This window comes from Cobetia sp. UIB-001, from assembly GCF_044789135.1.
In the GTDB taxonomy this organism is placed as follows: domain Bacteria; phylum Pseudomonadota; class Gammaproteobacteria; order Pseudomonadales; family Halomonadaceae; genus Cobetia; species Cobetia amphilecti.
The window spans coordinates 1,862,940-1,887,075 of record NZ_CP058244.1 but is presented as its reverse complement, the minus strand read 5'-3'; the positions used below and the strand labels follow the sequence as shown (position 1 = coordinate 1,887,075).

20 protein-coding genes are annotated in these 24,136 nt (G+C 63.4%); 18 read left to right on the top strand and 2 right to left on the bottom strand.

Translation table 11 applies throughout. The features are described 5' to 3' along the window. Positions 1 to 32 precede the first annotated feature (32 nt). The 9 genes from HA399_RS07995 (at position 33) to HA399_RS07955 (ending at position 12,328) form a co-directional block, all read left to right on the top strand. A complete protein-coding gene (locus tag HA399_RS07995) occupies positions 33 to 1,562 on the top strand; it encodes a xanthine dehydrogenase small subunit (RefSeq protein ID WP_404326765.1) in 1,530 nt (509 codons plus the stop codon). Next, complete coding sequence (xdhB, locus tag HA399_RS07990; RefSeq protein ID WP_404326764.1) at positions 1,540 to 3,954, top strand: xanthine dehydrogenase molybdopterin binding subunit; 2,415 nt, start codon at positions 1,540 to 1,542, stop codon at positions 3,952 to 3,954. Before HA399_RS07995 ends, xdhB begins: the two co-directional genes overlap by 23 nt. A 20-nt stretch (positions 3,955 to 3,974) precedes the next feature. Continuing rightward, positions 3,975 to 4,973: a xanthine dehydrogenase accessory protein XdhC gene (gene xdhC, locus HA399_RS07985; protein WP_404326763.1), complete on the top strand. Its 999-nt coding sequence runs from the start codon at positions 3,975 to 3,977 to the stop codon at positions 4,971 to 4,973. Next, positions 4,973 to 6,559, top strand: a complete 1,587-nt coding sequence (guaD, locus tag HA399_RS07980) for a guanine deaminase (RefSeq protein ID WP_404326762.1) — start codon at positions 4,973 to 4,975, stop codon at positions 6,557 to 6,559. Before xdhC ends, guaD begins: the two co-directional genes overlap by 1 nt. Before the next feature lie 187 nt (positions 6,560 to 6,746). After that, complete coding sequence (locus HA399_RS07975) at positions 6,747 to 7,406, top strand: oxygen-insensitive NAD(P)H-dependent nitroreductase NfsB (protein WP_043333519.1); 660 nt, start codon at positions 6,747 to 6,749, stop codon at positions 7,404 to 7,406. 275 nt (positions 7,407 to 7,681) lie between these two features. Continuing rightward, positions 7,682 to 7,990, top strand: a complete 309-nt coding sequence (locus tag HA399_RS07970; protein WP_404326761.1) for a putative quinol monooxygenase — start codon at positions 7,682 to 7,684, stop codon at positions 7,988 to 7,990. A 283-nt stretch (positions 7,991 to 8,273) separates the two neighbouring features. After that, positions 8,274 to 9,704 carry a uracil-xanthine permease family protein gene (locus HA399_RS07965; RefSeq protein ID WP_063124266.1) on the top strand — a complete coding sequence of 477 codons (1,431 nt, stop codon included), beginning with the start codon at positions 8,274 to 8,276 and terminating at the stop codon, positions 9,702 to 9,704. Positions 9,705 to 9,982: 278 nt separating this feature from the next. Beyond that, complete coding sequence (ushA, locus tag HA399_RS07960) at positions 9,983 to 11,698, top strand: bifunctional UDP-sugar hydrolase/5'-nucleotidase UshA (RefSeq protein WP_404326760.1); 1,716 nt, start codon at positions 9,983 to 9,985, stop codon at positions 11,696 to 11,698. Between the two features lie 177 nt (positions 11,699 to 11,875). Next, entirely contained in the window at positions 11,876 to 12,328 is a 453-nt protein-coding gene (locus tag HA399_RS07955) for an Lrp/AsnC family transcriptional regulator (RefSeq protein WP_404326759.1), read from the top strand. 110 nt (positions 12,329 to 12,438) lie between these two features. On the opposite strand, the gene HA399_RS07950 is transcribed toward HA399_RS07955, so the two are convergent. Continuing rightward, on the bottom strand, positions 12,439 to 13,251 hold the full coding sequence (locus HA399_RS07950; RefSeq protein WP_404326757.1) for a hypothetical protein: 813 nt from the start codon (positions 13,249 to 13,251) through the stop codon (positions 12,439 to 12,441). Between the two features lie 815 nt (positions 13,252 to 14,066). Between HA399_RS07950 and HA399_RS07945 the strand changes: the two genes are divergently transcribed. The 7 genes from HA399_RS07945 (at position 14,067) to HA399_RS07915 (ending at position 21,286) form a co-directional block, all read left to right on the top strand. Further along, a complete protein-coding gene (locus HA399_RS07945) occupies positions 14,067 to 15,158 on the top strand; it encodes a TRAP transporter substrate-binding protein (RefSeq protein WP_404326756.1) in 1,092 nt (363 codons plus the stop codon). A gap of 135 nt (positions 15,159 to 15,293) precedes the next feature. After that, positions 15,294 to 15,644 (top strand): TRAP transporter small permease subunit, encoded by a 351-nt coding sequence (locus tag HA399_RS07940; RefSeq protein ID WP_404326755.1) that lies wholly within the window; start codon positions 15,294 to 15,296, stop codon positions 15,642 to 15,644. A 6-nt stretch (positions 15,645 to 15,650) separates the two neighbouring features. Next, positions 15,651 to 15,824 carry a hypothetical protein gene (locus HA399_RS07935; RefSeq protein ID WP_404326753.1) on the top strand — a complete coding sequence of 58 codons (174 nt, stop codon included), beginning with the start codon at positions 15,651 to 15,653 and terminating at the stop codon, positions 15,822 to 15,824. Then, on the top strand, positions 15,821 to 17,149 hold the full coding sequence (locus HA399_RS07930; RefSeq protein WP_404326752.1) for a TRAP transporter large permease subunit: 1,329 nt from the start codon (positions 15,821 to 15,823) through the stop codon (positions 17,147 to 17,149). Before HA399_RS07935 ends, HA399_RS07930 begins: the two co-directional genes overlap by 4 nt. Before the next feature lie 240 nt (positions 17,150 to 17,389). Then, positions 17,390 to 18,229: a sulfite exporter TauE/SafE family protein gene (locus HA399_RS07925; protein WP_054556070.1), complete on the top strand. Its 840-nt coding sequence runs from the start codon at positions 17,390 to 17,392 to the stop codon at positions 18,227 to 18,229. Between the two features lie 51 nt (positions 18,230 to 18,280). Beyond that, a complete protein-coding gene (locus tag HA399_RS07920; protein ID WP_404326750.1) occupies positions 18,281 to 19,996 on the top strand; it encodes a gamma-glutamyltransferase family protein in 1,716 nt (571 codons plus the stop codon). A 249-nt stretch (positions 19,997 to 20,245) separates the two neighbouring features. After that, entirely contained in the window at positions 20,246 to 21,286 is a 1,041-nt protein-coding gene (locus HA399_RS07915) for a type II asparaginase (RefSeq protein WP_225348046.1), read from the top strand. 113 nt (positions 21,287 to 21,399) lie between these two features. Here HA399_RS07915 and HA399_RS07910 read toward each other — a convergent pair whose 3' ends face one another. Further along, positions 21,400 to 22,059, bottom strand: a complete 660-nt coding sequence (locus tag HA399_RS07910) for an NADPH-dependent FMN reductase (RefSeq protein WP_404326749.1) — start codon at positions 22,057 to 22,059, stop codon at positions 21,400 to 21,402. 742 nt (positions 22,060 to 22,801) lie between these two features. Here HA399_RS07910 and HA399_RS07905 point away from each other — a divergent pair. Next, entirely contained in the window at positions 22,802 to 23,494 is a 693-nt protein-coding gene (locus HA399_RS07905) for a hypothetical protein (protein WP_347421327.1), read from the top strand. Between the two features lie 216 nt (positions 23,495 to 23,710). Then, the gene (locus HA399_RS07900) at positions 23,711 to 24,130 is read left to right on the top strand and encodes a tetratricopeptide repeat protein (RefSeq protein ID WP_348471335.1); all 420 of its coding nucleotides are present in this window, start codon (positions 23,711 to 23,713) and stop codon (positions 24,128 to 24,130) included. The last annotated feature ends 6 nt before the right edge of the window (positions 24,131 to 24,136 follow it).

The window sequence follows — 24,136 nt, the reverse complement described above, 5'->3', positions numbered from 1 at the left end:
ACAATGACAATACGACCTGACAGGATGCCCGCATGATCGACTTCACCTTGAACGGGCGCGCGTGCCGACTGCCCACACCTGCACCGGGAACGAGCGTACTCGAAGTGCTGCGCACCTCACTTGGGCAAGACGGCACCAAGGAAGGCTGTGCCTCCGGCGACTGCGGCGCCTGCACCATTGCCTTGCAGGGGCCGGGCCACAATGTGAGCACCGCCAACGCCTGCCTGATGCCCGCCCACCAGCTGGCCGGCTGTGACTTGATCACCGTCGAGGGTCTGGCGGATGCCAGCCAGGCGTCATCGCTCTCGGCGGTGCAGCAGGCATTGGTCAGCACCCATGCCAGCCAGTGTGGCTTCTGCACCCCGGGCATCGCCATGAGCCTAGCGGTGCTGCATGCCCGTCATCAGCGCCAGATCGATCAGGGCGAAGTGATCGATGCCAGACAGCGCGACACCATGATCGACCATGCACTGGGCGGCAACCTGTGCCGCTGCACCGGCTATCGCCCGATCCGCGAGGCCGCTCACCGTCTGCTGCAAGGCGAATTCGGGCCAGCCAGCCTGCAGGCCGCTGGCGTGAGCACAACGGAAGCGCACGACACCGCCCCTGATGATGATCGAGACACCGGGCGCTTCTATCGGCCGGTCACCTTGCAGGCCCTGCTGGCGCTGCGCGCCGAGCGCCCGGATGCCGCGCTGATCGCCGGCGGCACGGACCTGATGCTGGAGCACACCCAGCGCCTGCGCGACTTCCCGGCCTTGATCGACACCACCCAGGTCGCGGCGCTTGGCAAGATAGAGGAAGGCGAGCACGCCGGTCAGGCAGGCTGGTGGATCGGGGCCGCGGTCAGCTATCACCAGCTGATGCCACTGCTGCGGGAGCATTACCCGGATGGCGCGGAGCTGCTCACGCGACTGGGCAGTGAACAGATCCGCCATCGTGGCACCCTGGGCGGCAATATCGGCAATGCCTCGCCCATCGGTGACATGCCACCGCTGCTGATCGCGCTGGACGCCTATCTCCAGCTGATGAGCCAGGACAATGAGCGCATCCTGAAGCTCGAGGACTACTTCCTCGACTACAAGCGTACCCAGCTGATGCCGGACGAGATCATCCACTCCGTCTTCCTGCCGCGCCCGCTGCCCAACCAGCGACTGGCAGTGCACAAGCTGTCCAAGCGGCGTGACGATGACATCTCCACCCTGCTCGGCGTCTTCGCCTGGCGGCGTGATGCCAGCGGGCGCGCCCAGAACTGGCGGGTGGCCTTCGGCGGCATGGCCGGCGTTCCAGCCCGCGCCCCGCACCTTGAAGCACTGCTGACGCTGCAAGCGCTGGAATCTCTCACTCCCGCCAGGCTGACGGCGCAGACTCGCCAGCAGATCGAACAGGCCGTGCAGGCCGATTTCTCACCGCTCAGTGACGTGCGCGGCTCCCGCGAGTATCGCCTGCTGGCCGCCAGCCATCTGATTCCCCGCGTGGCCCAGCGCATCCTGAATGAGCGCCAGCCCACGACTTCCCTCACGCCACTGGAGAGCCTCGATGCGTACCTTGCACAGTCTTGAGTCCGACGCCAGCGCCGCGCCGGCCGCCCCCGTTCTCCAGTCGCGTCAGCATGAAAGCGCCCAGCGCCATGTCAGCGGTTCGGCGCGCTATGTGGATGACCTGCCACTGCCCACCGGCACGCTGCATCTGGCCATCGGCATGAGCGAGGTCGCGCACGCCACTCTGGATGCGCTGGATCTCGAAGCGGTGCGCCGTGCCCCCGGCGTGGTCTGCGTGCTCAACGCCGCCGACATCCCCGGTCACAGCGATGTGGGGCCGGTCTTCCCCGGCGACCCGCTGCTGGTCAGTGACATCATCAGCCATCATGGTCAGGCGCTGTTCGTGGTCGCCGCCGACAGCGAGCGCGCGGCACGTCAGGCGGCGCGACTGGCCAAGGTCGCAACGACACCTCTGCCGGTGTGCCTGGACCCGCGCGAGGCGGCCAGCCGCGGTGATCTGGTGCGCCCGACCCACACCCAGGCACGGCTTGCCAATGGTCGCGCCGGCGATCTCGACAGCATCAGCACCAAACTCGCCAAATCCGCCTGGCAATTGAGCGGTGAGCTGGAAAGCGGCGGCCAGGAACACTTCTATCTCGAGAGCCAGGCCGCACTGGCCTTGCCCGGCGAAGATGACGAGATGCTGGTGCACAGCTCCTCCCAGCACCCCAGCGAAGTCCAGAAGCTGATCGCCGAAGTGCTCGGCGTGCCCTTCCACGCCATCACGGTGGAGACCCGCCGCATGGGAGGCGGCTTCGGTGGCAAGGAAACCCAGGCCGCACCGGTGGCCTGTCTGGCCGCGATGGTCGCCCGGCGCACCGGCCGCGCGGCACGCCTGCGACTGGCACGCGCAGATGACATGCGCCTGACCGGCAAGCGCCACCCCTTCCACCACCGCTATGAATTCGGCGTCGATGACAGTGGGCGCATCGAGTCCGCCATCATCGAGCTGACCGGCGACTGCGGCCACTCGCCGGATCTGTCGGATGCCATCGTCGATCGCGCCATGTTCCATGCCGACAACGCCTACTACCTGGGCAATGCCCACGTGCGCGGCATTCGCGCACGCACCAACGTGGCGTCCAATACCGCCTTCCGCGGTTTTGGCGGCCCTCAGGGCATGTTGGCGGTCGAATCCGCGATGGAGGATATCGCCCGGCGTCTGGGGCGTGACCCGCTGGAGATCCGCAAGCGCAATCTCTACTGCGAGGGCCGTGAGACCACGCATTATGGCCAACACGTCAATCAGCACCCGCTGCTGGCGACCCTGATCGATCAACTCGAGGAAAGTGGCCGCTACTGGGCGCGCCGCGCCGAGATACGCGCCTTCAATGCCGCCAATCCGGTGGTCAGGAAGGGGCTGGCGCTGACACCGGTCAAGTTCGGTATCTCCTTCACCGCCAAGCACCTCAATCAGGCAGGGGCGCTGGTGCATGTCTACACCGATGGCAGCGTGCAGGTGAATCACGGCGGCACCGAGATGGGCCAGGGCCTGCACACCAAGATCACCCAGGTCGCGGCGCGTGAACTGGGACTGAGCGGGGACAAGGTACGCATCACCGCCACCCGCACCGACAAGGTCCCCAACACCTCGCCGACGGCGGCAAGCTCCGGCGCGGACCTCAACGGCATGGCGACGCGTGATGCCTGCCTGCGCCTCAAGATGCGCCTGCTCGACTTCGCCGCCGAGCATCTCGCCCAGCCACGCGTCAGCCTGAGTCTCACGGATGGTGAGCTGCACGGCCCGAGCGGTGTGCTGATGACGTGGGGCGAGCTGATCCAGGCGGCATACCTGGAACGCATCTCACTGTCCGAGAAGGGCTTCTATGCCACCCCGGATATCCATTACGATCGCGCCAGCGGCACCGGTCACCCCTTCTACTACTACGCCTTCGGCGCGGCGCTGTGCGAAGTGGTCGTCGATACGCTGAGTGGTGAATACCGCCTGGAAAGCGCCGAGATCCTGCATGATGTCGGAGATTCGCTCAATCCGGCCATCGACATCGGTCAGATCGAGGGTGGCTTCGTGCAGGGCATGGGCTGGCTGACGACGGAGGAGCTCAAGTGGAACGAGGATGGCCGGCTGCTCACCGATGGCCCGGCGACCTACAAGATTCCGGCGATCAGTGACGTGCCGGCCGGCGCGCTCAAGGTGCGCCTGCTGGAGGGCCACCCCAACTCGGCCGCCAGCATCTACCGCTCCAAGGCGGTCGGCGAGCCGCCCTTCATGCTCGCCATCAGCGTGTGGGCGGCGTTGCGCGATGCGCTGGCCTCGCTGACCGACTATCGCCGCGCGGTACGCCTGGATACCCCGGCCACGCCGGAGCGGGTGATGCTGGCGGCGCGCGAACAGCGTGACTGGCAGGAGCAGCACGACACTGCTGGCGCAGAGCCAACGCAGGTGCCGTCATGAATGTCGACAAGAGTGCCGTCATGAATGCAAAGAGTGCCACGACCGGCCGCTGGTATCAGGCGCTCGCCGAGGCTCAGGCAGCGCTGACGGCACATGCACTGGCCACCGTGGTGACGGTGGCGGGCTCTGCCCCGCGTGGTGCCGGCAGCAAGATGCTGATCACCCCCGATACGCTGCACGACAGCCTCGGCGGCGGTCGGCTGGAGCAGCTGGTGGTGGAGCGCGCCCGCGAGAGGCTGGCCCGGGGACAGTCAGGCTGCCTGCTCGAGGAGATCGCGCTCGGCCAGCATGCCCAGCAATGCTGCGGCGGCCATGTGCAGGTGCTGATCGAGCTTTACCCGGCGCTTGCGCCACGGCTGGCCCTGTTCGGCGCCGGTCATGTCGGGCAGGCGATCGTCACGCTGCTGGCACCGCTGGGCTGGCAGATCGACTGGCGGGACTCACGCCCCGAGCAGCTCACGGCCACCACCACCCCCGCGGGTTGTGAGGGCCGTGTAGCGCGTCAGGCGTTCAATATCCTGACCGAGCTGCCAACCGCGAAAGCCGCGCCCGCCAGTGAGTCACTGCCCGTGATGGCGGGCAGTCATGTGCTGGTATTGACCCATGACCATGTCGAGGACCAGGCGTTGATCGCCGCGCTCGCACCACGAGATGACCTGGCCTCGCTGGGGCTGATCGGTTCCAGCAGCAAGTGGGCGCGCTTTCGCCAGCGCCTGCGCGGCGATCTCGCGGAGCATCAGATCGCCCGCGTTCGCTGCCCGATCGGCGTGCCCGGCATTCCCGGCAAACGCCCTGAGGAGATCGCGATTGGCGTCGTCGCGGAACTGCTGCAGATCGAGGCGCGGCGCAGTGACGAAGCGGCCGTGAACTCGCCCGACAAGGCCACCGGCCATGGCACGTCAATTCAAGGCACGTCACTGGACAGCCATGGACTGACGCGTCAAGGTGCCCGCCAGCTGCGCGCCCGTTTTGCCCCTGACGCGATGCACCAGACAGAAACGACACAGAAGGCCGAATGATGACTGACCAAGACACGTCGCACACTGCGGCCTGCCACCTGGATGAGCAACGCCTGACGGCAGCCCTGCGCGCGGCCGCCAAGGACGCTTCCTGCGTCAGCCTGCTGCGCGGAGCACTGCTGCATTTCGTCGCCGACCCTGAAGACGCCATGCTGAGTGAGGCGGCCTCGAGCGATGGCAACGATGATAGAGACAACCGAGCCTCTGACATGGCGGCGACCCTGGCGCGCGCCGTCGAACACTACGCCGATGCGCTGCTGGTGATGCATGCAGGCCATGTGGTCGCCGTGGGCGATCATCGCTCGCTTGCCCGGCATGAGGCCGTGGGCGAGCTGATGCGCCTGTCTCCGCCGCGCAACGTCGAAGGCCTGATGATGCCGGGCTTCATTGATACCCATGTGCACTTCCCGCAGCTGGATATCATCGCAAGCTACGGCCACTGCCTGATCGACTGGCTGAATACCTACACCTTCCCCGCCGAGCAGCGCTTCGCCGACCCCGCCCATGCCGCCGAGGTCGCCGATGCCTTCCTCGATGCGCTGCTGTGTCATGGCTCGACCAGCGCCCAGGTGTTCGCCACCTCACATGCCAGCAGTGCCGATGCCCTGTTCCGGGCTGCCCGGGCGCGCGACATGCGCGTACACGCCGGGCGCGTGATGATGGACCGCAATGCCCCGCCCGAACTGCTGGACTCCGGGGTCGCCGCGCTCAAGGACGACGAGCGCCTGATCGCCGACTGGCACGGGCGTGACCGCCTCGGCTATGTGCTGACGCCGCGCTTCGCGCCGACCTCCACGCCCGAGCAGCTTAAGGCTGCCGGCCAACTGCTCAAGAGCCAGCCGGACCTGCACCTGCAGACCCATCTGGCCGAGAATCTCGATGAGGTGAAGTGGGTCGCCGAGCTGTTCCCCGACGCTCGGGATTATCTGGCGGTCTATGAGGATGTCGGCCTGAGCCATGAGCGCACCACCTTCGCCCACGGCATCCACCTGGACGATGGCATGCGCCAGCGCATCGCGGATCGTGGCGCCAGCATCGCCTTCTGCCCGACCTCCAACCTGTTTCTCGGCAGCGGACTGTTCGATCGCGCCAGTGCCCGCGCCATGGGCATGAACATCAGCATCGCCACCGATGTCGGCGGTGGCTCCAGCCTGTGTCAGCTGGAGAGCCTCAAGGCCGCCTATCAGGTCGGCCAGCTTCACGGCGCGGTCGCCCATGATGTGGCGGGGCTTGAGTCACGCGCCAATCAACCGCTGACACCCTGGCAGGGCTTCTTTCAACTGACGCTGGGCAATGCGCGCGCCATGCGCCTGCAAGACAAGGTCGGCAACCTGCGTCCGGGCATGGAAGCCGATGTCATCGTGCTCGACCCCGCCGCCACGCCCTTGCTGGCACGGCGCACTCGCTGGGGTCAGTCCAGCCAGGTATCGCTGCAGGAGGTGCTGTTCGCGCTGATGATGCTGGGCGACGACCGCGTGATACGCGAAGTCCATGTGGCGGGCCAGTGCCGCAAGCTGCACGGCCTGATGCTGAGTGCTAGTTCTGATACGCCATCCAGAGAGCCTGCCGCAGCATTAATGCCATGAAAGCATCACAGCGATGACAAGTAATTGACATATGGCACCAACCCTCGGGATTGGTGCCATTTTTTCATCTTAAAGATGCGCGCAACGCGGATACTCAACGCTGAATCCACTCGCTATGATGGCGACATCTTCTTCCAAAAGGTCATGGACGCTCAGCGACTGGCCTGCCACTACGAGGACCATCATCATGACTCCCACCGCCATCATGCAACGTCGTTATTCCACCAAGGCCTTCGATCCGGCACGCAAGATCAGCGCCGCCGACTGGCAGGAACTGGAAAACGTGATGCGCCTGAGCGCCTCCAGCGTCAATTCCCAGCCGTGGCACTTCCTGGTGCTGGAATCCGACGATGCCAAGCAGCGCTTCGCGCGCGCCGGTACCGATGACAAGTACGCCTTCAACTCGCCGAAGATCACCAATGCGTCTCACGTCGTGCTGTTCTGCACTCGCTCCACCCTGGACGACGACTACCTGAACCACCTGCTGGACACCGAAGCGTCTGATGGCCGCTTCAAGAAGGATGACGAGTTCAGCGCGATGATGGACGGCGCGCGTCGTCTGTTCATCGACCTGCACCGTCATGACCTCAAGGACCTGCAGCACTGGATGGACAAGCAGGTTTACCTCAACTACGGCAGCCTGCTGTATGCGGCCTCCAGCCTGAACATCGATGCGGTGCCGCTGGAAGGCATCGACCCGGTGGCGCTGGATGCGGAATTCGGTCTGCGCGAGAAAGGCTTCAACGCCCTGGTCGCCGTGAGCCTGGGTTACCGCGCCGCTGACGACTTCAATGCCGAGCTGCCCAAGTCCCGTCTGCCGGCAGACGAGATCTTCACTCGCCTGTAAGGCTCGCTCTCAAGGCCGGGCTCTCAAGCGGATTCTGAAGATCTGTTCACAGCAGCTGTCCGCAAGACATCGACGTGTCCGCCTTGCGGGCCAACGGCGGGCACGGGGGCAAGTCGCCGCCCGTGCCCGCCGCATTGCATCCCGATGGCGGACATGCCACCTTTTCGAGGCAGGCCAGCGCAGTGCATTCCCGGCGGCGATGTCCGGCTTGCGTGCCTGATTCGTTTCGCCCATCCGTTACGTCCACTTCTTACGCCCACGACAGGATTCATGCCATGTCCATCAAGCTTATCGCGACACTGACCTTCCCCGCCGACCAGCAGGACAAGGCACGCGATGCTCTCGCCGAACTGGTCGAGAAGAGCCAGTCCGACAAGGGCTGCCTGCAGTACGAATTCTTCGCGATCGACAAGAACGTCGCGGAAGGTGAGCCGGTACCGGAAGGCGACTTCGTGGTACTGGAAGAATGGTGGGATGAAGACGCCATCGAAGCCCACGTGGCCACCGAGCACTTCCAGGGCTTTTTGAGCACCTTCGGCGAAGGCGAGATCGGCCTCAATATCCAGCGCCTGCTGACGCCCTGAACCGCTGAGCCGCTGGGCGTACTTTCGCTCAGACAGGGCGCCGCGAGAGCAAAGACCGATCCCCGCCGGGCATGACGCCCGGCGGGGATCTTGCGTTTGTGGCACACGGGCTTGGCCTGCTCATCCGCTGGCCTGGCCGCGGGACACGCAACAAGTGATGGAAAAATCGATACGAGCACTGAACTTGGTTCACATCTTGCTTATAATTGGCTGCCCGCGCTGAACACTCCAGTGCCCGACACCATTTCCGCCATTGCATCGCGAGCAGAACAAGGAGCGTCACATGAGCCAATCCTCTTCCGATTCCAAGGGGATCGACGAACCATTGCTCGGCCTCGAAAGCTGCCCGTCGGTCCCCATCTCGGCCCTCGCCGGCGCCCAGCATCTGCTGGCCAGTCTGGCCGGTATCATTGCACCGACATTGATCATCACCAGCGCGCTGGGCCTCGATGCCTACACCGCCAGCCTGCTGTCGATGGCACTGGTGGTCTCCGGGGTCGCCACCTGGATCCAGTCCCAGCGCATCGGCCCGTTCGGCTCAGGGCTGTTGAGCATCCAGGGCACCAGTTTCAGCTTCGTTTCCGCGCTGATCACCGCCGGATTGATCGCTCGTTCGCAGAATGCCAGTGACGAACAGGTACTGGCGGTGCTGTTCGGCACCTGCCTGGCGGGCAGCCTGATCGAGATGGCGCTGGGCACGGTGCTGCCGTGGCTCAAGCGGGTCATCACGCCCGTGGTCACCGGCGTGGTGGTGATGCTGATCGGCCTGAGCCTGATCCAGGTGGGCATGACGGACATCGGCGGCGGCTTCGGCGCCGAGGACTTCGGTGCGCCCGCCAATCTGGCACTGGCCGGTTGTGTGCTGATCACGGTGCTGGCCTGCCAGGTCTCGCGTCATCCGTGGCTGAGAATCGCCTCCATCTTCATCGGCATGGCCGTCGGCTGCATCATCGCCGCCATCGGTGGCCTCTATGATGCACCGCAGCTGGCCGATGCCGCCCTGCTGGCCCTGCCGCATCCGGCGACCCTGAATACCGGCTTCGATTTCTCGCTGGCCGCCTTCCTGCCGGTGGCCTTCATCTTCATGATCACCGCCATCGAGACGGTCGGTGACCTCACCGGCAGCGCACGCGCCTCGGGTCTCGCCGTGGATGATGAGCTGCACCAGAAGCGTCTGCGTGGCGGCGTGCTGGGCGATGGCCTGAATTCCGCGCTCGGCGCGCTGGCCGGCACCTTCCCCAACACCACCTTCAGCCAGAACACCGGCGTGATCCAGCTGACCGGCATCGCCAGCCGCCATGTGGGCCGCTACGTGGCCGGCTTCCTGCTGCTGCTGGGCCTGTCGCCCTTCATCGCCACCCTGCTGACCCAGATGCCGCGTCCGGTGCTCGGTGCCACCACCACGCTGATGTTCGCGCTGATCGCGGTGTCCGGCATCCGCATCCTGATGGCGCAGCCCATCGGGCGTCGCGAGATGATGATCATCGCGCTGGCCCTGGGGCTGGGGCTTGGCGTCGGCATGGTGCCGGATGTGCTGAACGCCATTCCGGGCGCCTTCGCCGATGCGCTGCGCTCGCCGATCACCATGGGCGGCCTGACCGCCATCATCGCCGAGCTGCTGCTGCCGAAGATGGAAGACGCCGAGGTGTTCAATCCCAAGGCGAGTGAGCGTGAATCCACCGACAGCATCAGCGCGGACCAGGAACACGCCTGACCCACAGGCACAACAATGAGACATGAAAGAACCGGCGCATCATTGGCCGGTTTTTTCATGTCGGTCTAGAAAGTTCTCACTTCGTGTGTCGGTCATCCAATCTCCACAGCAATGAGGCAGACTGCATGGGGTTGTTCATGCCGTCTCCACTCTTCAAGCAGTTTTACCATCAACACACTTACAATCAGCACTCTTGCAATCAGTACTCTTACAATCAGCACTCACAGGTTGGAACGCGCCATTGCGCACCGGAGCCAGACACAAGGAACGTATCGCTCATGCTGAATACTCGACTCACCTCATCACACGCGCCGCGCTTGCGCACATCCACCCGCTCGCGAATGGCGCTGAAGGCCCTGCTGGGGGCTGCACTGCTCAGCACCCTGAGTGCCTGTGCCAACCAGGCGGGCCATGAATGGCAGGCCGACACCACCTATCACCTGACGGTGCTGCACACCAACGACCACCACGGTCGCTTCTGGCAGAGCAGTGATGGCGAATACGGCATGTCGGCGCGCAAGACGCTGGTCGACCGCATCCGCGCCGAGGTGGAATCCGCAGGTGGCAGCGTGCTGCTGCTGTCGGGTGGCGACATCAATACCGGCGTGCCGGAATCCGATCTCCAGCAGGCCGAACCCGACTTCAAGGGCATGAATCGCATCGGCTACGACGCCATGGCGGTGGGCAACCATGAATTCGACAACCCGCTGGAGGTGCTGCTCAAGCAGCGCGACTGGGCCGACTTCCCGATGCTGGCCGCCAATATCTATGACAAGACCACCGGCGAGCGCCTGTTCGCGCCCTGGAAGATCTTCGATGAGCATGGCATCCAGATCGCGGTGATCGGCCTGACCACCGAAGACACCGTGCGTATCGGCAACCCCGAATACTTCAGCAATCTCGACTTCCGTGACCCCAAGGAAGAGGCGCGCAAGGCCATCGAGGAGCTCAACGAGCATGAGCAGCCGGACCTGATCTTCGCCGTCACCCACATGGGCCACTATCAGAATGCCGAGCATGGCATCAATGCGCCGGGCGATGTCTCGCTGGCGCGCTATCTGCCCTACGGCGAACTGGACATGATCGTCGGTGGCCACTCCCAGGAGCCGGTCTGCATGGAGGGCGCCAACCGGATGGCGGACTTTGCGCCCGGCGATGATTGCCAGCCGGACCGCCAGAACGGCACCTACATCGTGCAGGCGCATGAATGGGGCAAGTACGTGGGGCGCGCCGATTACGAGTTCCGCAATGGCGAGCTGACCATGGTCAACTATCAGCTGATTCCGGTGAATCTCAAGAAGACTGTCGAGGAGAATGGCAAGCGCAGGAAGGTGCTGGTCGCGGAGGAAATTGCCGAGGACAGCGAACTGCGCGAATTCCTGCGCCCCTATCAGGAAAAGGGCCAGGCGCAGCTCAACGTCACGGTCGCACAGAGCAACGGCAGGCTGGAGGGTGAGCGCGACGTGGTGCGCTTTGCCCAGACCAACCTGGGACGCCTGATCGCCACCGCCGCCATGCAGGCCGGCAAGGCCGACTTCGGCGTGATGAACGCAGGTGGCGTGCGCGCCTCGCTGCCCGCGGGCGAGATCACCTACAAGGATGTGCTGACCGTGCTGCCCTTCGGCAATACCGTGGGGGTCGTGACCATGTCGGGCAGCGAGGTGCTCGAGTATCTCGAGGAGGTGGCCACCCAACCGGTGGACTCCGGCGCCTATGCCCAGTTCGCCGGCGTCAGCCTGAGAGTCAATCGCGAGGAAGGCAGCGTCTCCGACGTGATGATTCAGGGCCAGCCATTGGCCATGGACGCCCAGTATCGCTTCACCGTCCCGAGCTTCAATGCCGCCGGCGGGGATGGCTATCCGAAGGTCACTGATCTGCCGGGTTACCTGGATACCGGCTTCGTCGATGCCGATGTGCTCAAGGCCTATCTTGCCGAGCAGAGCCCGATCGACGTCGCGGCATACGCGCCCCAGGGCGAGATCGTCTATCAGTGACGCTTGAGGCTTCTGCTCTAAACATGCACATGACAACGGGACGCCTTGGCGTCCCGTTGTCGTTTCCAGAGCCGGAATATCCTCGCCAAGGCTGCAGTCGGACTATACAAGTGCGGATCGCACAGGTTTGATAAGGCATGCGCACCACTACAACAAAGACCGTCGAGACCCTGGCCCATGAATCTCAACCGCACCGACAGTGAGCTGCTCAACCTGCTGATCAAGGACGGTCGCATGTCCTACGCCGATATCGCCCGCAAGCTCGGCATTTCGCGTGCCCATGCGCGCAGCCGCGTCCAGGCGCTGGTCGAGAGCGGCGTGATCGAACAGTTCACCGCCGTCATCAACCCCGACAAGCTCGGCAAGGGCATCTCCACCTTCGTGGATCTGACCGTCGCCCCCAGTGCCATCGAACGCATCGCCGAGGAGCTTTCCGCCTGCGTCGAGGTGGTCAGCCTCTATATCATGAGCGACCTGAAAAGCCTGCACATCCACACCCTCACCGACAGCTACGAGGCCTTCGATACCTTCGTGCGCGCGCATATCTTCAATCGCGACGAGATTCTCTCCGTCGACTGCAAGTCGCTGATGACCCGCGTGAAGCACCGGCGTGGCGGTGCGCGGCTATGACGTCTCTGTCTCTGCCTCTGTCTCTGTCTCTGTCTCTACCACTGACACCGCAGCCCCGGACGGCGTCGGAGCCGTCATTTCACTCGACACCTCACATATCACTGCAAGCGTCAATGCAATCTTGCCAGCCCGCGCAGCAGCCGTAGCGCTATCCACAGAAAGCCCAGCGGGAACAGCACCGTCTGGGTGATGAACAGCATGGTGAGATCGATCACCTTGTCGGTCATCGCATCAAAGCCCTGGGTGACACTGGTGATCGGCCCGCCGACCCAGCCTTCCATGCTGCCCTTGAACTGCTGCCACCAGCTGCGCTCCTCGTGCGCGCCACCTACCTGCTTGTCGGCGACTTCCGCCAGCTGCTGCTGCGTCACGCTCAGCTGCGCCATCTGGGTATCGCGACTGTCATCGAGAAAGGCCTGACCCGCGGCGCCGCTGGCCAGCGCGACACTCAGCACCGCGAAGCGCAGTGCGATGCCCCACAGGGCCACGCGCAGGATAGCCACCTGCCACCAGCGCTGGCGGGAATGCGCGATCGATTGGCGACTGCCCGTGAGTAGCCCCAGCGCTGCCAGCAGGCAGGCACCACTGGCGAATGCCTTGATGATCAGCGAGCCGGAAATGCCCAGCAGCAGTTTCTGCAGCGCCAGCGAGCCGGTCGCCGCGAACATCACCCATGAGAAGCGCTCGATCATGTCATTGGCAGGGTCCAGCGCTTCCCCGGGCGAGACCTGAAACACCTGCAGGTCAATGGTCGAGGACTGCAGCACCGAGATGGTCGCGTTCAGGCCCTTGGCGATGGCGAAGGCACTGAACGCCTGACCCAGAGTGGCGTCGAGGAAATCCAGCGCCCACTGCTGCGGCATTTCCCACCAGGCAAGCACCGCCATCACCACCAGGATGGCGACCAGCAGGATGCGCGGCACCTGTGCCTCTCCTGGTGCCCCGGGCGTGGCGGGCAGGCGAGGCCCGGCAGTCTTCGTCACGGAAGTGGATGCGGCGGCAGGCGAAGACTCCGAGCGGGCGGTAGGCTCTTCAGGCTCATGAGGTGACATCTAACGCTCCATCAGGACAAAGCCGCATGATGCCACCGCCCCGTCAGACTGTCGTCTATGGCGCCTCGCATGAAGACTCGATGTGGGCGAACCGACTCTTATTGACCTGCTCTGATTGGCCGGCTCTGATTGACCGACTCTGAGCGCCTCTATCCAAGTGCACCATGATCGATCGCACGCACCATCAGGTCGCGAGCATGACAATTGATCATCCCCACCCCACATTCGTGAGCCAGATGTCACCCTTCCCGTCGCTATCGGTGAACAAATGCCGCGACAGGCGTCATCTCCTGACATTTGTCAGGCCCTGAACTCTGCCAATCAGCGCTGCCACGGCCTCACTTGGGCAACGCCAGGGGCGCGATCACGCTCCATCAGCGGAACACAGCGTCGAAAATCACCATGCAATCAATTGAAAATTAATAATAAATCTCCCTGCGCGACAAATGGCACATGCCTTGCAATGTCTTCCACGTAGCCCACTGACAAATGGCAGCCTCCTGGCTGACAAATGACAGGCAACGCTACTCAAGAACATGCAGAAACACCTACACAACAAGATCGCCGGCCTCGATGTCGGCATGCCGTACAGGCGCCCCTTGAGACAGAAGACTCTTTCACACAGAGCATTCAAAGCAGTCTGTCGCAAGGGCATTACTGGTCATCCGTCCGCAGGAGATCCTCCCATGACATTCGATCGTCGCAAGTTCCTGGGTGCCGCACTGGCAACCTCAACCGCTGGACTCGTGATGGGTGCGCCCGCCATCGTGCGCGCGGAATCCAACAAGACCTATCAATGGAAGATGACCAATGCCTATGGTCCGGGCTCGCCCTTCTATGTCGAGGGTCCGGGCAGTCCGACCGACTTCTGCCGCAAGGTGGAGGCCATGTCGGGTGGGCGCATGAAGATCCAGCACTTCGCGGCCGGTGAGCTGATTCCGGCTCTGGAGGGCTTCAATGCCGTCGCCAGTGGCGTGGTGGAGATGAACGCCGGCAATGCCTATTTCTGGGCCGGCAAGATTCCCGCCGCCCAGTACTTCACTACCGTGCCCTTCGGCATGAATACCCAGGGCATGAATGCCTGGCTGTATCACGGTGGCGGCCTGGAGCTGTGGCATGAGCTCTACGCTCCCAAGGGGCTGATCGCCTTCCCGATGGGCAACACCGGCGTGCAGATGACCGGCTGGTTCCGCAAGCCGATCAATACGGTCGAGGACTTGAAGGGCCTGAAGATGCGTATCCCGGGGCTGGCCGGCAAGGTCTACGCCGAACTGGGCGTGGCCGTGCGTCTGTTGCCCGGCGGGGAGATCTTCCCGACGCTGGAACGTGGCGTCATCGATGCCGCCGAGTTCGTCGGCCCCTATCAGGATCGCCGCCTGGGGCTGCAGAAGGCCGCCAAGTACTACTACACCACCGGCTGGCACGAGCCGACCAACGTCACCGAGCTGATGATCAACAAGGCAGCCTGGGAGGGCCTGCCCGAAGACCTGCAGGCCATCGTCAAGGCCGCCGCCCAGGCGTGCAACGTCGAGAGCCAGGCCTGGTGCGAATCGGTGAATGCCGAGGCGCTCAATGACCTGGTCGACAACGAAGGCGTCACCGCTCAACCGCTGCCGGACACGGTAGTAGCGCGCCTCAAGGAAGTCACCGAGAAGACGCTGACCGACATGGCGGCGGCCGATCCGGACACCGCGCGCGTCCACGAGTCCTTCATGGCCTTCCGCGACCAGCACAAGGAATGGGCCGCCGTCAGCGAGAAGACCTTCCTGGCGCTCTGACGGCTGACATCGACCCTCCCGTCGCGGCTCCTGCGGCTCACGCCCCAGTGCCTGAACGGGTCATCACTGGTGTCATCCCTGCTTCCCTGTCCAACGCCACGACCTGTCCCGTCGTGGCGTTCATGAGGCCATGCCATGCTGTACGTCATCCATTTTCTCGAGGGCATCATCGAGCGACTGGGCGTCATCGCCCGTTACTCGCTGTTGGCGCTCGTATTGCTGGTCGCCGGTAACGTGCTGCTGCGTTACTTCTTCAGCATCAGCCCCGTGCCACTCCAGGAATTCGAGTGGCACCTGATTTCTCCCATCGCGCTGCTGGGCATCTCCTACGCCCTCAAGCATCGCGCCGACGTTCGCGTCGATGTCTTCTACGACCGTTTCTCTCTCAAGGGCCGCGCGCTGGTGGACCTGATCGGTGCGCTGATGACCATCGCCATCGGCGCCGCCATCGCCTGGCTGGGCCTGAGCTACACCGAGCAGTCCTAGCAGCTGATGGAAGGCTCGCCCGACCCCGGCGGTCTTCCCTATCGCTATCTGCTCAAGGCCTTCATTCCTCTCGGGTTCGCCGCGCTTGCGCTGCAGGGCGTGGCAGACTGCCTGCGCGCGCTGCTGGTGCTGTCCGGCAAGCCCGTCGACGGTGACCTGGAACGCGAGGTGACGCCATGAGCCCGAACGAGTGGATCGCGCTGGCCATGATCGGCGGCTTCCTGGTCCTGATGCTGATCGGCATTCCGGTCGCGATTTCCCTGGCCGTGGCCGGTTTCGTGGCGGGGCTTGCGGGCTTTGGCCCGCTGCTGTTCAGCCTGATGCCGGCCCGTCTGTATGGCGTGGTCACCAACTACACCCTGCTGGCGATCCCCTTGTTCGTCTTCATGGGGGTCATGCTCGAGAAATCGCGGGTCGCCGAGGACATGCTCGAGACCATCGGGCGCGCCATGGGCGGCGTCAATGGCGGCATGGGCATCGCGATCATCCTGGTCGGCGTGCTGATGGGGGCCTCTACCGGCATCGTCGGCGCGACGGTGGTCACCGTCGGCATGCTGACGCTGCCGACCCTGTTGCGGCGCGGCTACCACCCGGGCGTGGCCTCGGCCACCATCTGCGCCTCCGGCACCCTGGGGCAGATCATTCCGCCGAGTCTGGTGCTGATCCTGCTCTCGGAAATTCTCGGCGAATCCGTCGGCACCCTGTTTGCCGCCGCCTTCGTGCCGGGGCTGGCCATCGCCGTCATCTATATCGTCTATCTGCTGGTGCTGGGCTGGTGGAAAGCGGACCTCGTCCCGGCCATCCCGGAAGAGGAGCGCGCCGCTGCCGGTGGCCTCAAGGAATTGCTACGTGATCTGGCGCGTAGCGTGATCCCGCCGCTGATGCTGGTGTTCGCGGTGCTCGGTTCGATCCTGGGCGGCGTGGCCGCTCCCACCGAAGCGGCCTCGATGGGCGCGTTGGGCAGCATGCTGATCGCGCTGCTGGCCCGGCGTCTCAACTTCACCATGCTCAAGGCCTGTCTGCATTCGACCCTGACCATCACCGCCATGGTCTATTTCATCCTGCTGTGCGCGCAGCCCTTCTCGCTGGCCTTCCGCGGCCTTGGCGGCGAGAACATGGTGCATGATCTGTTCAACCTGCTACCGGGCGGCGAGCTGGGCGCGCTGATCTTCCTGATGGTGATACTGTTCGTGCTCGGCTTTTTCCTCGAGTGGATCGAGATCAGCTATATCGCGCTGCCGATGTTCCTGCCGGTCTTCATCGGCTATGACACCGACATGGTGTGGCTGGGCGTGCTGGTGGCGATGAATCTGCAGATGTCCTTCCTGACGCCGCCCTTTGGCTGGGCGTTGTTCTTCCTCAAGGGCGTCGCTCCCCCCGAAGTCACCACCCGCCATCTGTATCTCGGTGTGCTGCCCTTCGTCGGCCTGCAGGCTGCGGCAGTCGTGCTGCTGTTCTGCTTCCCGGGGCTCGCTACCTGGCTGCCGGAAGCGATCGGTTGGTAAGCCGGCCAGCCATGTACCGGCGCGTTTCGGGACACTTGACGAGGGATTCAGCGCAAAGGCCATTGGAAAGGTAATTCAGCAACGCGTAATGTCTTGTGGCCTGCCCACCGGCTCGCCTCCCCTGGAGACAGCACACCCGCCAGCGCTCCAGGGACATGCATCGACTGCCGATGGCGTTCATCGGCAACCTTCATCAGCTATGAACCACCCCGCGCCATACGGGGACGACAAGGAAACACCATGGAACTGTTCTCAGCCTATCCACTGCACTGGATTCTCGGCCTGATCGCCGCACTGATCGTCACCGGCATGATTGCCGGCGTGATGGCCGGCCTGCTGGGGGTCGGCGGCGGCATCGTCATCGTGCCCGTGCTCTTTCACCTCTTCAGCCTGCTGGGCGTCGATGAAGCGGTGCGCATGCACCAGGCCGTCGGCACTTCACTTGCGACCATCATTCCCACCTCGATCATGTCGGCCAGGGCGCATTACGCCAAGGGCAACCTGGACCCGGCGATTCTCAAGCGCCTGCTGCCGGGCGTGATCATCGGCGTCATCATCGGCGGCCTGCTCTCCAACCTGTTCAGCGGTGCGGTACTGATGGGGCTGTTTGCCACCGTGGCCTTCCTGGTCGCGCTCAACATGTTCCGCCGTCAGTCCACCGTGCTGGGCACTGGCCTGCCGGGCCCGCTGGGCAGCGGCGCACTGGGCACCTTCATCGGTGGCGTCTCGACGCTGATGGGCATCGGCGGCGGCACCCTGAGCGTGCCGACCCTGAGCACCCTGGGCACCCCGATGCATCTGGCCGTCGGCACAGGCGCGGCGCTGGGTCTTGTCATCAGCCTGCCGGGCACCGCCAGCTTCCTGCTCAATGGCATCGGCGAACCGAACCTGCTGCCGGGCTCCATCGGCTACGTCAATCTGCTCGGCTTCGCCGCCATCGTGCCGGCGACCATGCTGTGTGCTCCGATCGGTGCGAAGCTGGCCCACGCGATGGACGCCGCCAAGCTCAAGAAGGTCTTCGCCATCTTCCTGATGTTCACGGCACTGCGCATGTTCTACGACCTGTTCACCGGTAGCTGAGACGCACTGGACGCTCAATAACAACAACGGAATCCTCAGGAGCAAGACGCCATGATTCATACCCGACGTGGTTTTGGCGGCGCCTGCGCCGCGCCCCATCATCTGGCGGCGCAAGCGGGCCGCGATATCCTGCGCGATGGTGGCAACGCCATCGAGGCAATGGTCGCGATGGCAGCGACCATCGCGGTGGTCTACCCCCACATGAACGGCATCGGCGGTGATGGCTTCTGGCTGATCAAGCGCCCGGGACTGGCGCCGCTGGCGATCGATGCCTGTGGCCCGGCGGCAGGGCTTGCCAGCCGCGAGTTCTATGCCGAGCACGGCCATGGCTATGCGGCTGACAGTGAGGGGGCCGCTCCCCTGGCCAACGGCAGCAGCATCCCGACCCGCGGCCCGCTGTCGGCCTTGACCGTGGCCGGCACCATCGGCGGCTGGCAGGAGGCGTTGGCCTTCTCTGCCGAGACCTCGGCGGATGCGCGCTCGCCCCTGCCGCTCTCGACATTGTTGAGCTATGCCATCCGGCATGCCAATGATGGCGTGGCCGTCAGCGCCAGCCAGAAGGCACTCAGCGAAAAACACCTGGCCGTGCTCTCGCAGCAGCCCGGCTTCGCTGAGCGCTATCTGGGTCAGAGTGAGTCAGGTGAGCCGATCGCGCTGGAAGAAGGCGCGCGACTGCATCAGCCGGCGCTGGCCGCAACGCTCGCGCGTCTGGCAGATGCCGGACTCGATGACTTCTATCGTGGCGAGCTTGCCACGCGCATGGCACAGGAGTTGGAAGCCGCCGGCAGCCCGCTGCGCCTGGCTGACCTCAACGGCTATCGCGCCCAGCGCGTCACGCCGCTCAAGGTCCGCCTGCGCGACAGTGAGGTATACAACCTGCCCGCCCCGACCCAGGGCCTCGCGACGCTGATGATTCTGGGGCTCTACGATGCATTGAGCGCGACGCATGGCATCAGCGAAGCGGACGGCAACACCCCGCGTCACCTGCATGCGCTGATCGAAGCCACCAAGCGCGCCTTCCTGGTACGCGACAGCCTGATCACCTCGCCGGAATGCATCGAGGGGGCGCTCGAGGACAGCCTCGAAGGCAGCATCGCCACGCAACAGGCACAGCTCTCCCCGGAGGCCCTCGCCCGCCAGGCCGAGATGATCGACATGCAGTCCGCGCTGGGCTGGCCGCACGAGCCCGCCGAAGGCGACACCATCTGGATGGGCGCGACGGACAGTGACGGCACCACCGTCAGCTTCATCCAGAGCGTCTATTGGGAGTTCGGCAGTGGCGTGGTGCTGCCCAGCAGTGGCGTGATGTGGCAGAACCGCGGGCTGGCGTTCGATCTGGCGCCGGACAGACTGCGCAGCCTGGCACCGGGCCGCAAGCCCTTCCATACCCTCAATCCGTCACTGGCCTGCTTCGATGATGGCCGTGTGATGGCCTTCGGCACCATGGGCGGTGAAGGCCAACCGCAGACTCAGGCGGCTGTCTTCACGCGCATCGCCCGCCACGGCATGTCATTGCAGGCCGCGATCAGCGCACCGCGCTGGCTGCTCGGTCGCACCTGGGGGGATGTCAGCACCAGCCTCAAGCTCGAATCGCGCCTCGCGGGCGAGATGGCTCAGACACTCGCGGCCATGGGCCATGAAGTGGAAGTCCTCGATGAGGCCTTCAGCGACACCCTGGGGCACGCCGGCGCCGTGATGCGCCACCCGGACGGTCAGGTCGAGGCGGCCCACGACCCGCGCAGTGATGGTGGCGCGACACTGACGTGATGAAAACCGGCCAGTGTCATGTCATGAACTGGCCGGCTTCTTGCTTGACTCGATGGGAGATGAAGCCTTTCGCCTGACTCCCGCCTCCACCCCATGCTGAGCATCAATCGCCACACAAGATGACAAGGAGAACTGACCTCTTAAATTTAGATATTCCTTATTCATGAATAATGAAAGATTGAGACACGACCTTCATTTGCCCTCATAACAACGACAGAGCGACTCACCACAATGACAACAGCTGACTTCATGACTCCCCGCCGCCTTGTAGCTGCCATCTCGATCGCCGCCTGTTCTCTGGCCTATGGCATTCAGGCCAACGCCGCGGAACACCCGGGGGTGAAGATCTATGCCACCGGCGGCACGATTGCGGGTAGCTCTGCCTCCTCCACGGACACCACCAACTACAAATCCGGCAGCCTGGGGGTGCAAGCGCTGCTGGACGCCGTACCAGAACTGGCCGATGTCGCCGAGGTGACCGGTGAACAGATCGCCAACACCGGCAGCAGCAATATCGATCAGGAAATCCTGCTCAAGCTGTCGAAGGCGATCAATGAAGAGCTCGCGACGGACGCCACCCACGGCGTGGTCATAACCCACGGCACCGACACGCTGGAGGAGACCGGCTTCTTCCTGGATCTCACCGTCGACAGTGACAAGCCGGTGGTAATGGTCGGCGCCATGCGTCCGGCGACTGCCATCAGCGCCGATGGCCCGTTCAACCTGCTGGAGGCGGTCACCCTCGCAGCCGATGAAGGCGCGGAGGGACGTGGGGCGATGATCGTGCTCAACGACCGCATCGGCTCGGCGTATTACACCACCAAGACCAATGCCATCATGATGGACACCTTCAAGGCGACCGAGCAGGGTTACCTCGGTGCCTTCATCAGCGGCAAGCCGCACTTCTATTACACACCGGCGACACCGACCGACAAGCCTCACTTTGACGTGACATCCCTCGATGGCCTGCCGAAGGTCGATATCATCTACGCCCACCAGGACATGGACCCGGCGCTCTTCACCGCCGCCCTCGACAACGGTGCCAAGGGTATCGTGATCGCCGGCAGCGGCAATGGCTCGATTCCGGAGACCGTCAAGCCGCTGGTCAAGCAGGCCATGGCGGATGGCATCCCGGTCGTGCGCAGCACTCGTACCGGCAATGGTATCGTCAGTGCCAAGGAAGAAGGCATCGGCAGTGGCGCCCTCAATCCTCAGAAGGCGCGCATTCTGCTCTCGCTGGCGCTGACGGAGACCGATGACATGGACAAGGTGCGTGGCTACTTCGAGTGAGCCGGCAGTCACATGACGAAACGTGACTGACTATCAATGCAAAAAGGGACTGCTCAGGCAGTCCCTTTTTGCTGCGTCACTCATTTGTCGAGGCGTGGAACGCTATCGCCCCTTCAAGGCGCGTTGCGCTGCGAGGGGCTGCGCGTGAAGGCGCCGGGGTGCTTCTCACCGTCTTCGCTCTCGTGATAACGCCTGGCGGCATTCGCCCACCAGGCAAGTTGTTCGAAGGCGCGCTCGAGATAGCCGCCCCATTCCCGGGCATCCTGATTCTCGGCGTAGCCGCCATCTTCATTGAGCACTTCCTGCGCTCGAGGCACGTGAATCATCGCCGAGACCGGCAAGCAGCCCAGCTCCGAGAGGAAGGTGCGCATGTTGACTGCTGCGCGTACCCCGCCCCACTGTCCTGCGGAGTAAGTCGCGATCACCGAGGGCTTGTAGGAGTAAAGAGAGCTGCCGAAGTGATTCAGGAGATTGGCCAACGCCGGACTCATGGAATGGTTGTACTCGGGGCTGACCATCACGTAACCATCCGCCGCTTCGATCTGCTGGGCGAGATTGCGCAAGTCCTGGGGGGCATTGCGCTGCGCATAGGAAAACAGCGGCTTGAAGGGGTCTGCCAGATCGTAATCGAGTGGATCGATCAGCACCGCCTCATGGCCACTTTCCTCGAGCTGTGCGACGCAGCACCTGGCGACCCTTTCCCCAAGACGTGCAGGTGCGGGGGGTGTGCTGGTCCGCACCGACCCCAGAAAGACCAGAATCTTCAGTGCCATTGTTCTCTCCTTGTTGCGAGCCACATGAAATGGATTCCTGTGCTCGATATTCGCTCTAGCATTGCATCATATCCCGGACTCTGAACACCGGTGCGCTGCGTCGCAAGACACTGCATCAATCTTCAGTTTGCACCTAACACAGATCATGAATGTGCATATCCAGCCATGCATGCCCTTACATGAATTTTCTGCCATGCATTTCCTGCCATGAATTTCTTGCCTGGCGGCTTTACCGCCTTCCCCATTCTTTCCTTGATTGCTGCGCCAGCACCCTTCAAATCCCCGCAGGGTCATGACCTACTGGCATGAACCATATCACCCTCAGCATCTGCAATTGGCGACTGATACCCCTCTGCGAAGGTAGCGTGGCGGAGTCTTTGGTGTTGCGTCAGAAGACCCTCCATTTCTCATGACAATACCGATCTCGCATCTCGTGGGGCCAAGGCCTCAAGGCCATCCACAAGCCCGTCTCAGACAATGCGGCAAAGCGCAACTTCATCTCTTTTCGCCTCATGTTAGCCGCCCATATCGAGTCTATCGTGACATGCGGACATAATTCGCCACGCCGGTTTCATTTCGTCGGTGCTCTGACAATCATGCTGTCTGTGCCATCTTCGCCATAGCCAAATCCGCGTCATGATGCTGCAACAAACATGCATTAAAACTAATTAAGTGTTAGCTTTACCATCCCAAAAGCATGAGAAAACTAACCAACCTCATGACACGAGGAGACAGAAAGGGAATGCAAGACACTCAGGACATTGCCGTCATCCAGCAGTTCACCGCTTCTTTCACGCATCAGACCCATCGAGAGACAGTGTCTTTCTTTGGTCGCAATCACCCGCTCTTCCGCCAGGTGCGCACGCTACGTGAAGACCACCACAGCGCCTCGAAGGCCTATCTACAGAAGCACCGTGATCACGATGATGTGATCGACAGCAACAGCCAGCATATCTGCCTGATGGACACCCAGCACGACACCCTACTGGGCAGCATTCGCGTCACCCCCGGGAGTCTCGAGTCGCGCACGCTCTTCGATGACAGCGATGCAGTGTCCATCCCGGAGGGCGCCATCTATGAGTTCAGCCGGCTGGTGATGGCCCCGGAGGCCAAGCGGTTTGCCCATGGCAATCTGCTGATGGCTGCTGCGGCACGTCATGTCAGATCCCGAAAAGGCGATGGCATTCTGGCCTTGTGCAAACGCGCCAACATGAAGATCTTCAAGCGTTTCGGCCTGGCGCCACTGCACGATGCCACGCTCAGGACAGACAAGAACCTGGGAGATCTCTACATGGTGTATGCCAGCATGGAGACCATCATGCACACGGCGAAACAGCGCTATTCCTCGCCCGAGCAAGCGCCACAGCCAGCGGAACTCTCACCAGACGCTACCTCGCTCTCGCCGGGCCCGGGCCTCGCAAGCCAACCGCTCTGAACGTAGAGCGCTCACCAGCACCGCGTCGTCTGCCAGTCTGCGCGCTGACAGCTAGCGTCTGATCTTGCGCGCAATACCCGGGGCCAAGCCGCCTTCCCCCTGATTTGCCATCCCCTCTTGCAGTCGCTGAGGCTTTGCACCACTATTGAATGATAATGATTATCATAATCATGGCGATTTGCTTAAGGAACCGATATCCGGTCACGGGAGGGCCTCATGGACGAATGGAAGCGTGAAACACAGGCAGGCAATGCATTGTTCGAACAGGGCGACTACGCCATGGCAGAGCAGCACTATCTCAGCGCCTGCCATTTTGCCGACATCTTTCTGATGCCCTGTGCAGACCCGGATGGCGGCGTCGCGGCACTGGTCGTGAGCTACCAGAATCTGGCGGAGCTCTACCGCGCCCAGGGCCAACACCCGCAAGCGATGCGCTCCCTCCAGGCTGCTCATGCGCGCCTCTCCCATGCGCTCTCCGCCCCGGGTCTGTGCCATGCCCATCAACAGGCCTTGCTGCGCGGCAGCGGCCAGGTACGCATGGAGATCATGAACACCGTGCAATGGCTCGGCGTTTCCACGCGACGGACTCACCAGGCGAACCCCGCGGGACACTCCACGACGCGGGTCCATCACTGACTCTCA

Coding starts and splice junctions, on each gene's coding strand:
- HA399_RS07995 (WP_404326765.1), top strand. CDS start 33: ATGATCGACTTCACCTTGAACGGGCGCGCGTGCCGACTGCCCACACCT.
- xdhB (WP_404326764.1), top strand. CDS start 1,540: ATGCGTACCTTGCACAGTCTTGAGTCCGACGCCAGCGCCGCGCCGGCC.
- xdhC (WP_404326763.1), top strand. CDS start 3,975: ATGAATGCAAAGAGTGCCACGACCGGCCGCTGGTATCAGGCGCTCGCC.
- guaD (WP_404326762.1), top strand. CDS start 4,973: ATGACTGACCAAGACACGTCGCACACTGCGGCCTGCCACCTGGATGAG.
- HA399_RS07975 (WP_043333519.1), top strand. CDS start 6,747: ATGACTCCCACCGCCATCATGCAACGTCGTTATTCCACCAAGGCCTTC.
- HA399_RS07970 (WP_404326761.1), top strand. CDS start 7,682: ATGTCCATCAAGCTTATCGCGACACTGACCTTCCCCGCCGACCAGCAG.
- HA399_RS07965 (WP_063124266.1), top strand. CDS start 8,274: ATGAGCCAATCCTCTTCCGATTCCAAGGGGATCGACGAACCATTGCTC.
- ushA (WP_404326760.1), top strand. CDS start 9,983: ATGCTGAATACTCGACTCACCTCATCACACGCGCCGCGCTTGCGCACA.
- HA399_RS07955 (WP_404326759.1), top strand. CDS start 11,876: ATGAATCTCAACCGCACCGACAGTGAGCTGCTCAACCTGCTGATCAAG.
- HA399_RS07945 (WP_404326756.1), top strand. CDS start 14,067: ATGACATTCGATCGTCGCAAGTTCCTGGGTGCCGCACTGGCAACCTCA.
- HA399_RS07940 (WP_404326755.1), top strand. CDS start 15,294: ATGCTGTACGTCATCCATTTTCTCGAGGGCATCATCGAGCGACTGGGC.
- HA399_RS07935 (WP_404326753.1), top strand. CDS start 15,651: ATGGAAGGCTCGCCCGACCCCGGCGGTCTTCCCTATCGCTATCTGCTC.
- HA399_RS07930 (WP_404326752.1), top strand. CDS start 15,821: ATGAGCCCGAACGAGTGGATCGCGCTGGCCATGATCGGCGGCTTCCTG.
- HA399_RS07925 (WP_054556070.1), top strand. CDS start 17,390: ATGGAACTGTTCTCAGCCTATCCACTGCACTGGATTCTCGGCCTGATC.
- HA399_RS07920 (WP_404326750.1), top strand. CDS start 18,281: ATGATTCATACCCGACGTGGTTTTGGCGGCGCCTGCGCCGCGCCCCAT.
- HA399_RS07915 (WP_225348046.1), top strand. CDS start 20,246: ATGACTCCCCGCCGCCTTGTAGCTGCCATCTCGATCGCCGCCTGTTCT.
- HA399_RS07910 (WP_404326749.1), bottom strand. CDS start 22,059: ATGGCACTGAAGATTCTGGTCTTTCTGGGGTCGGTGCGGACCAGCACA.
- HA399_RS07905 (WP_347421327.1), top strand. CDS start 22,802: ATGCAAGACACTCAGGACATTGCCGTCATCCAGCAGTTCACCGCTTCT.
- HA399_RS07900 (WP_348471335.1), top strand. CDS start 23,711: ATGGACGAATGGAAGCGTGAAACACAGGCAGGCAATGCATTGTTCGAA.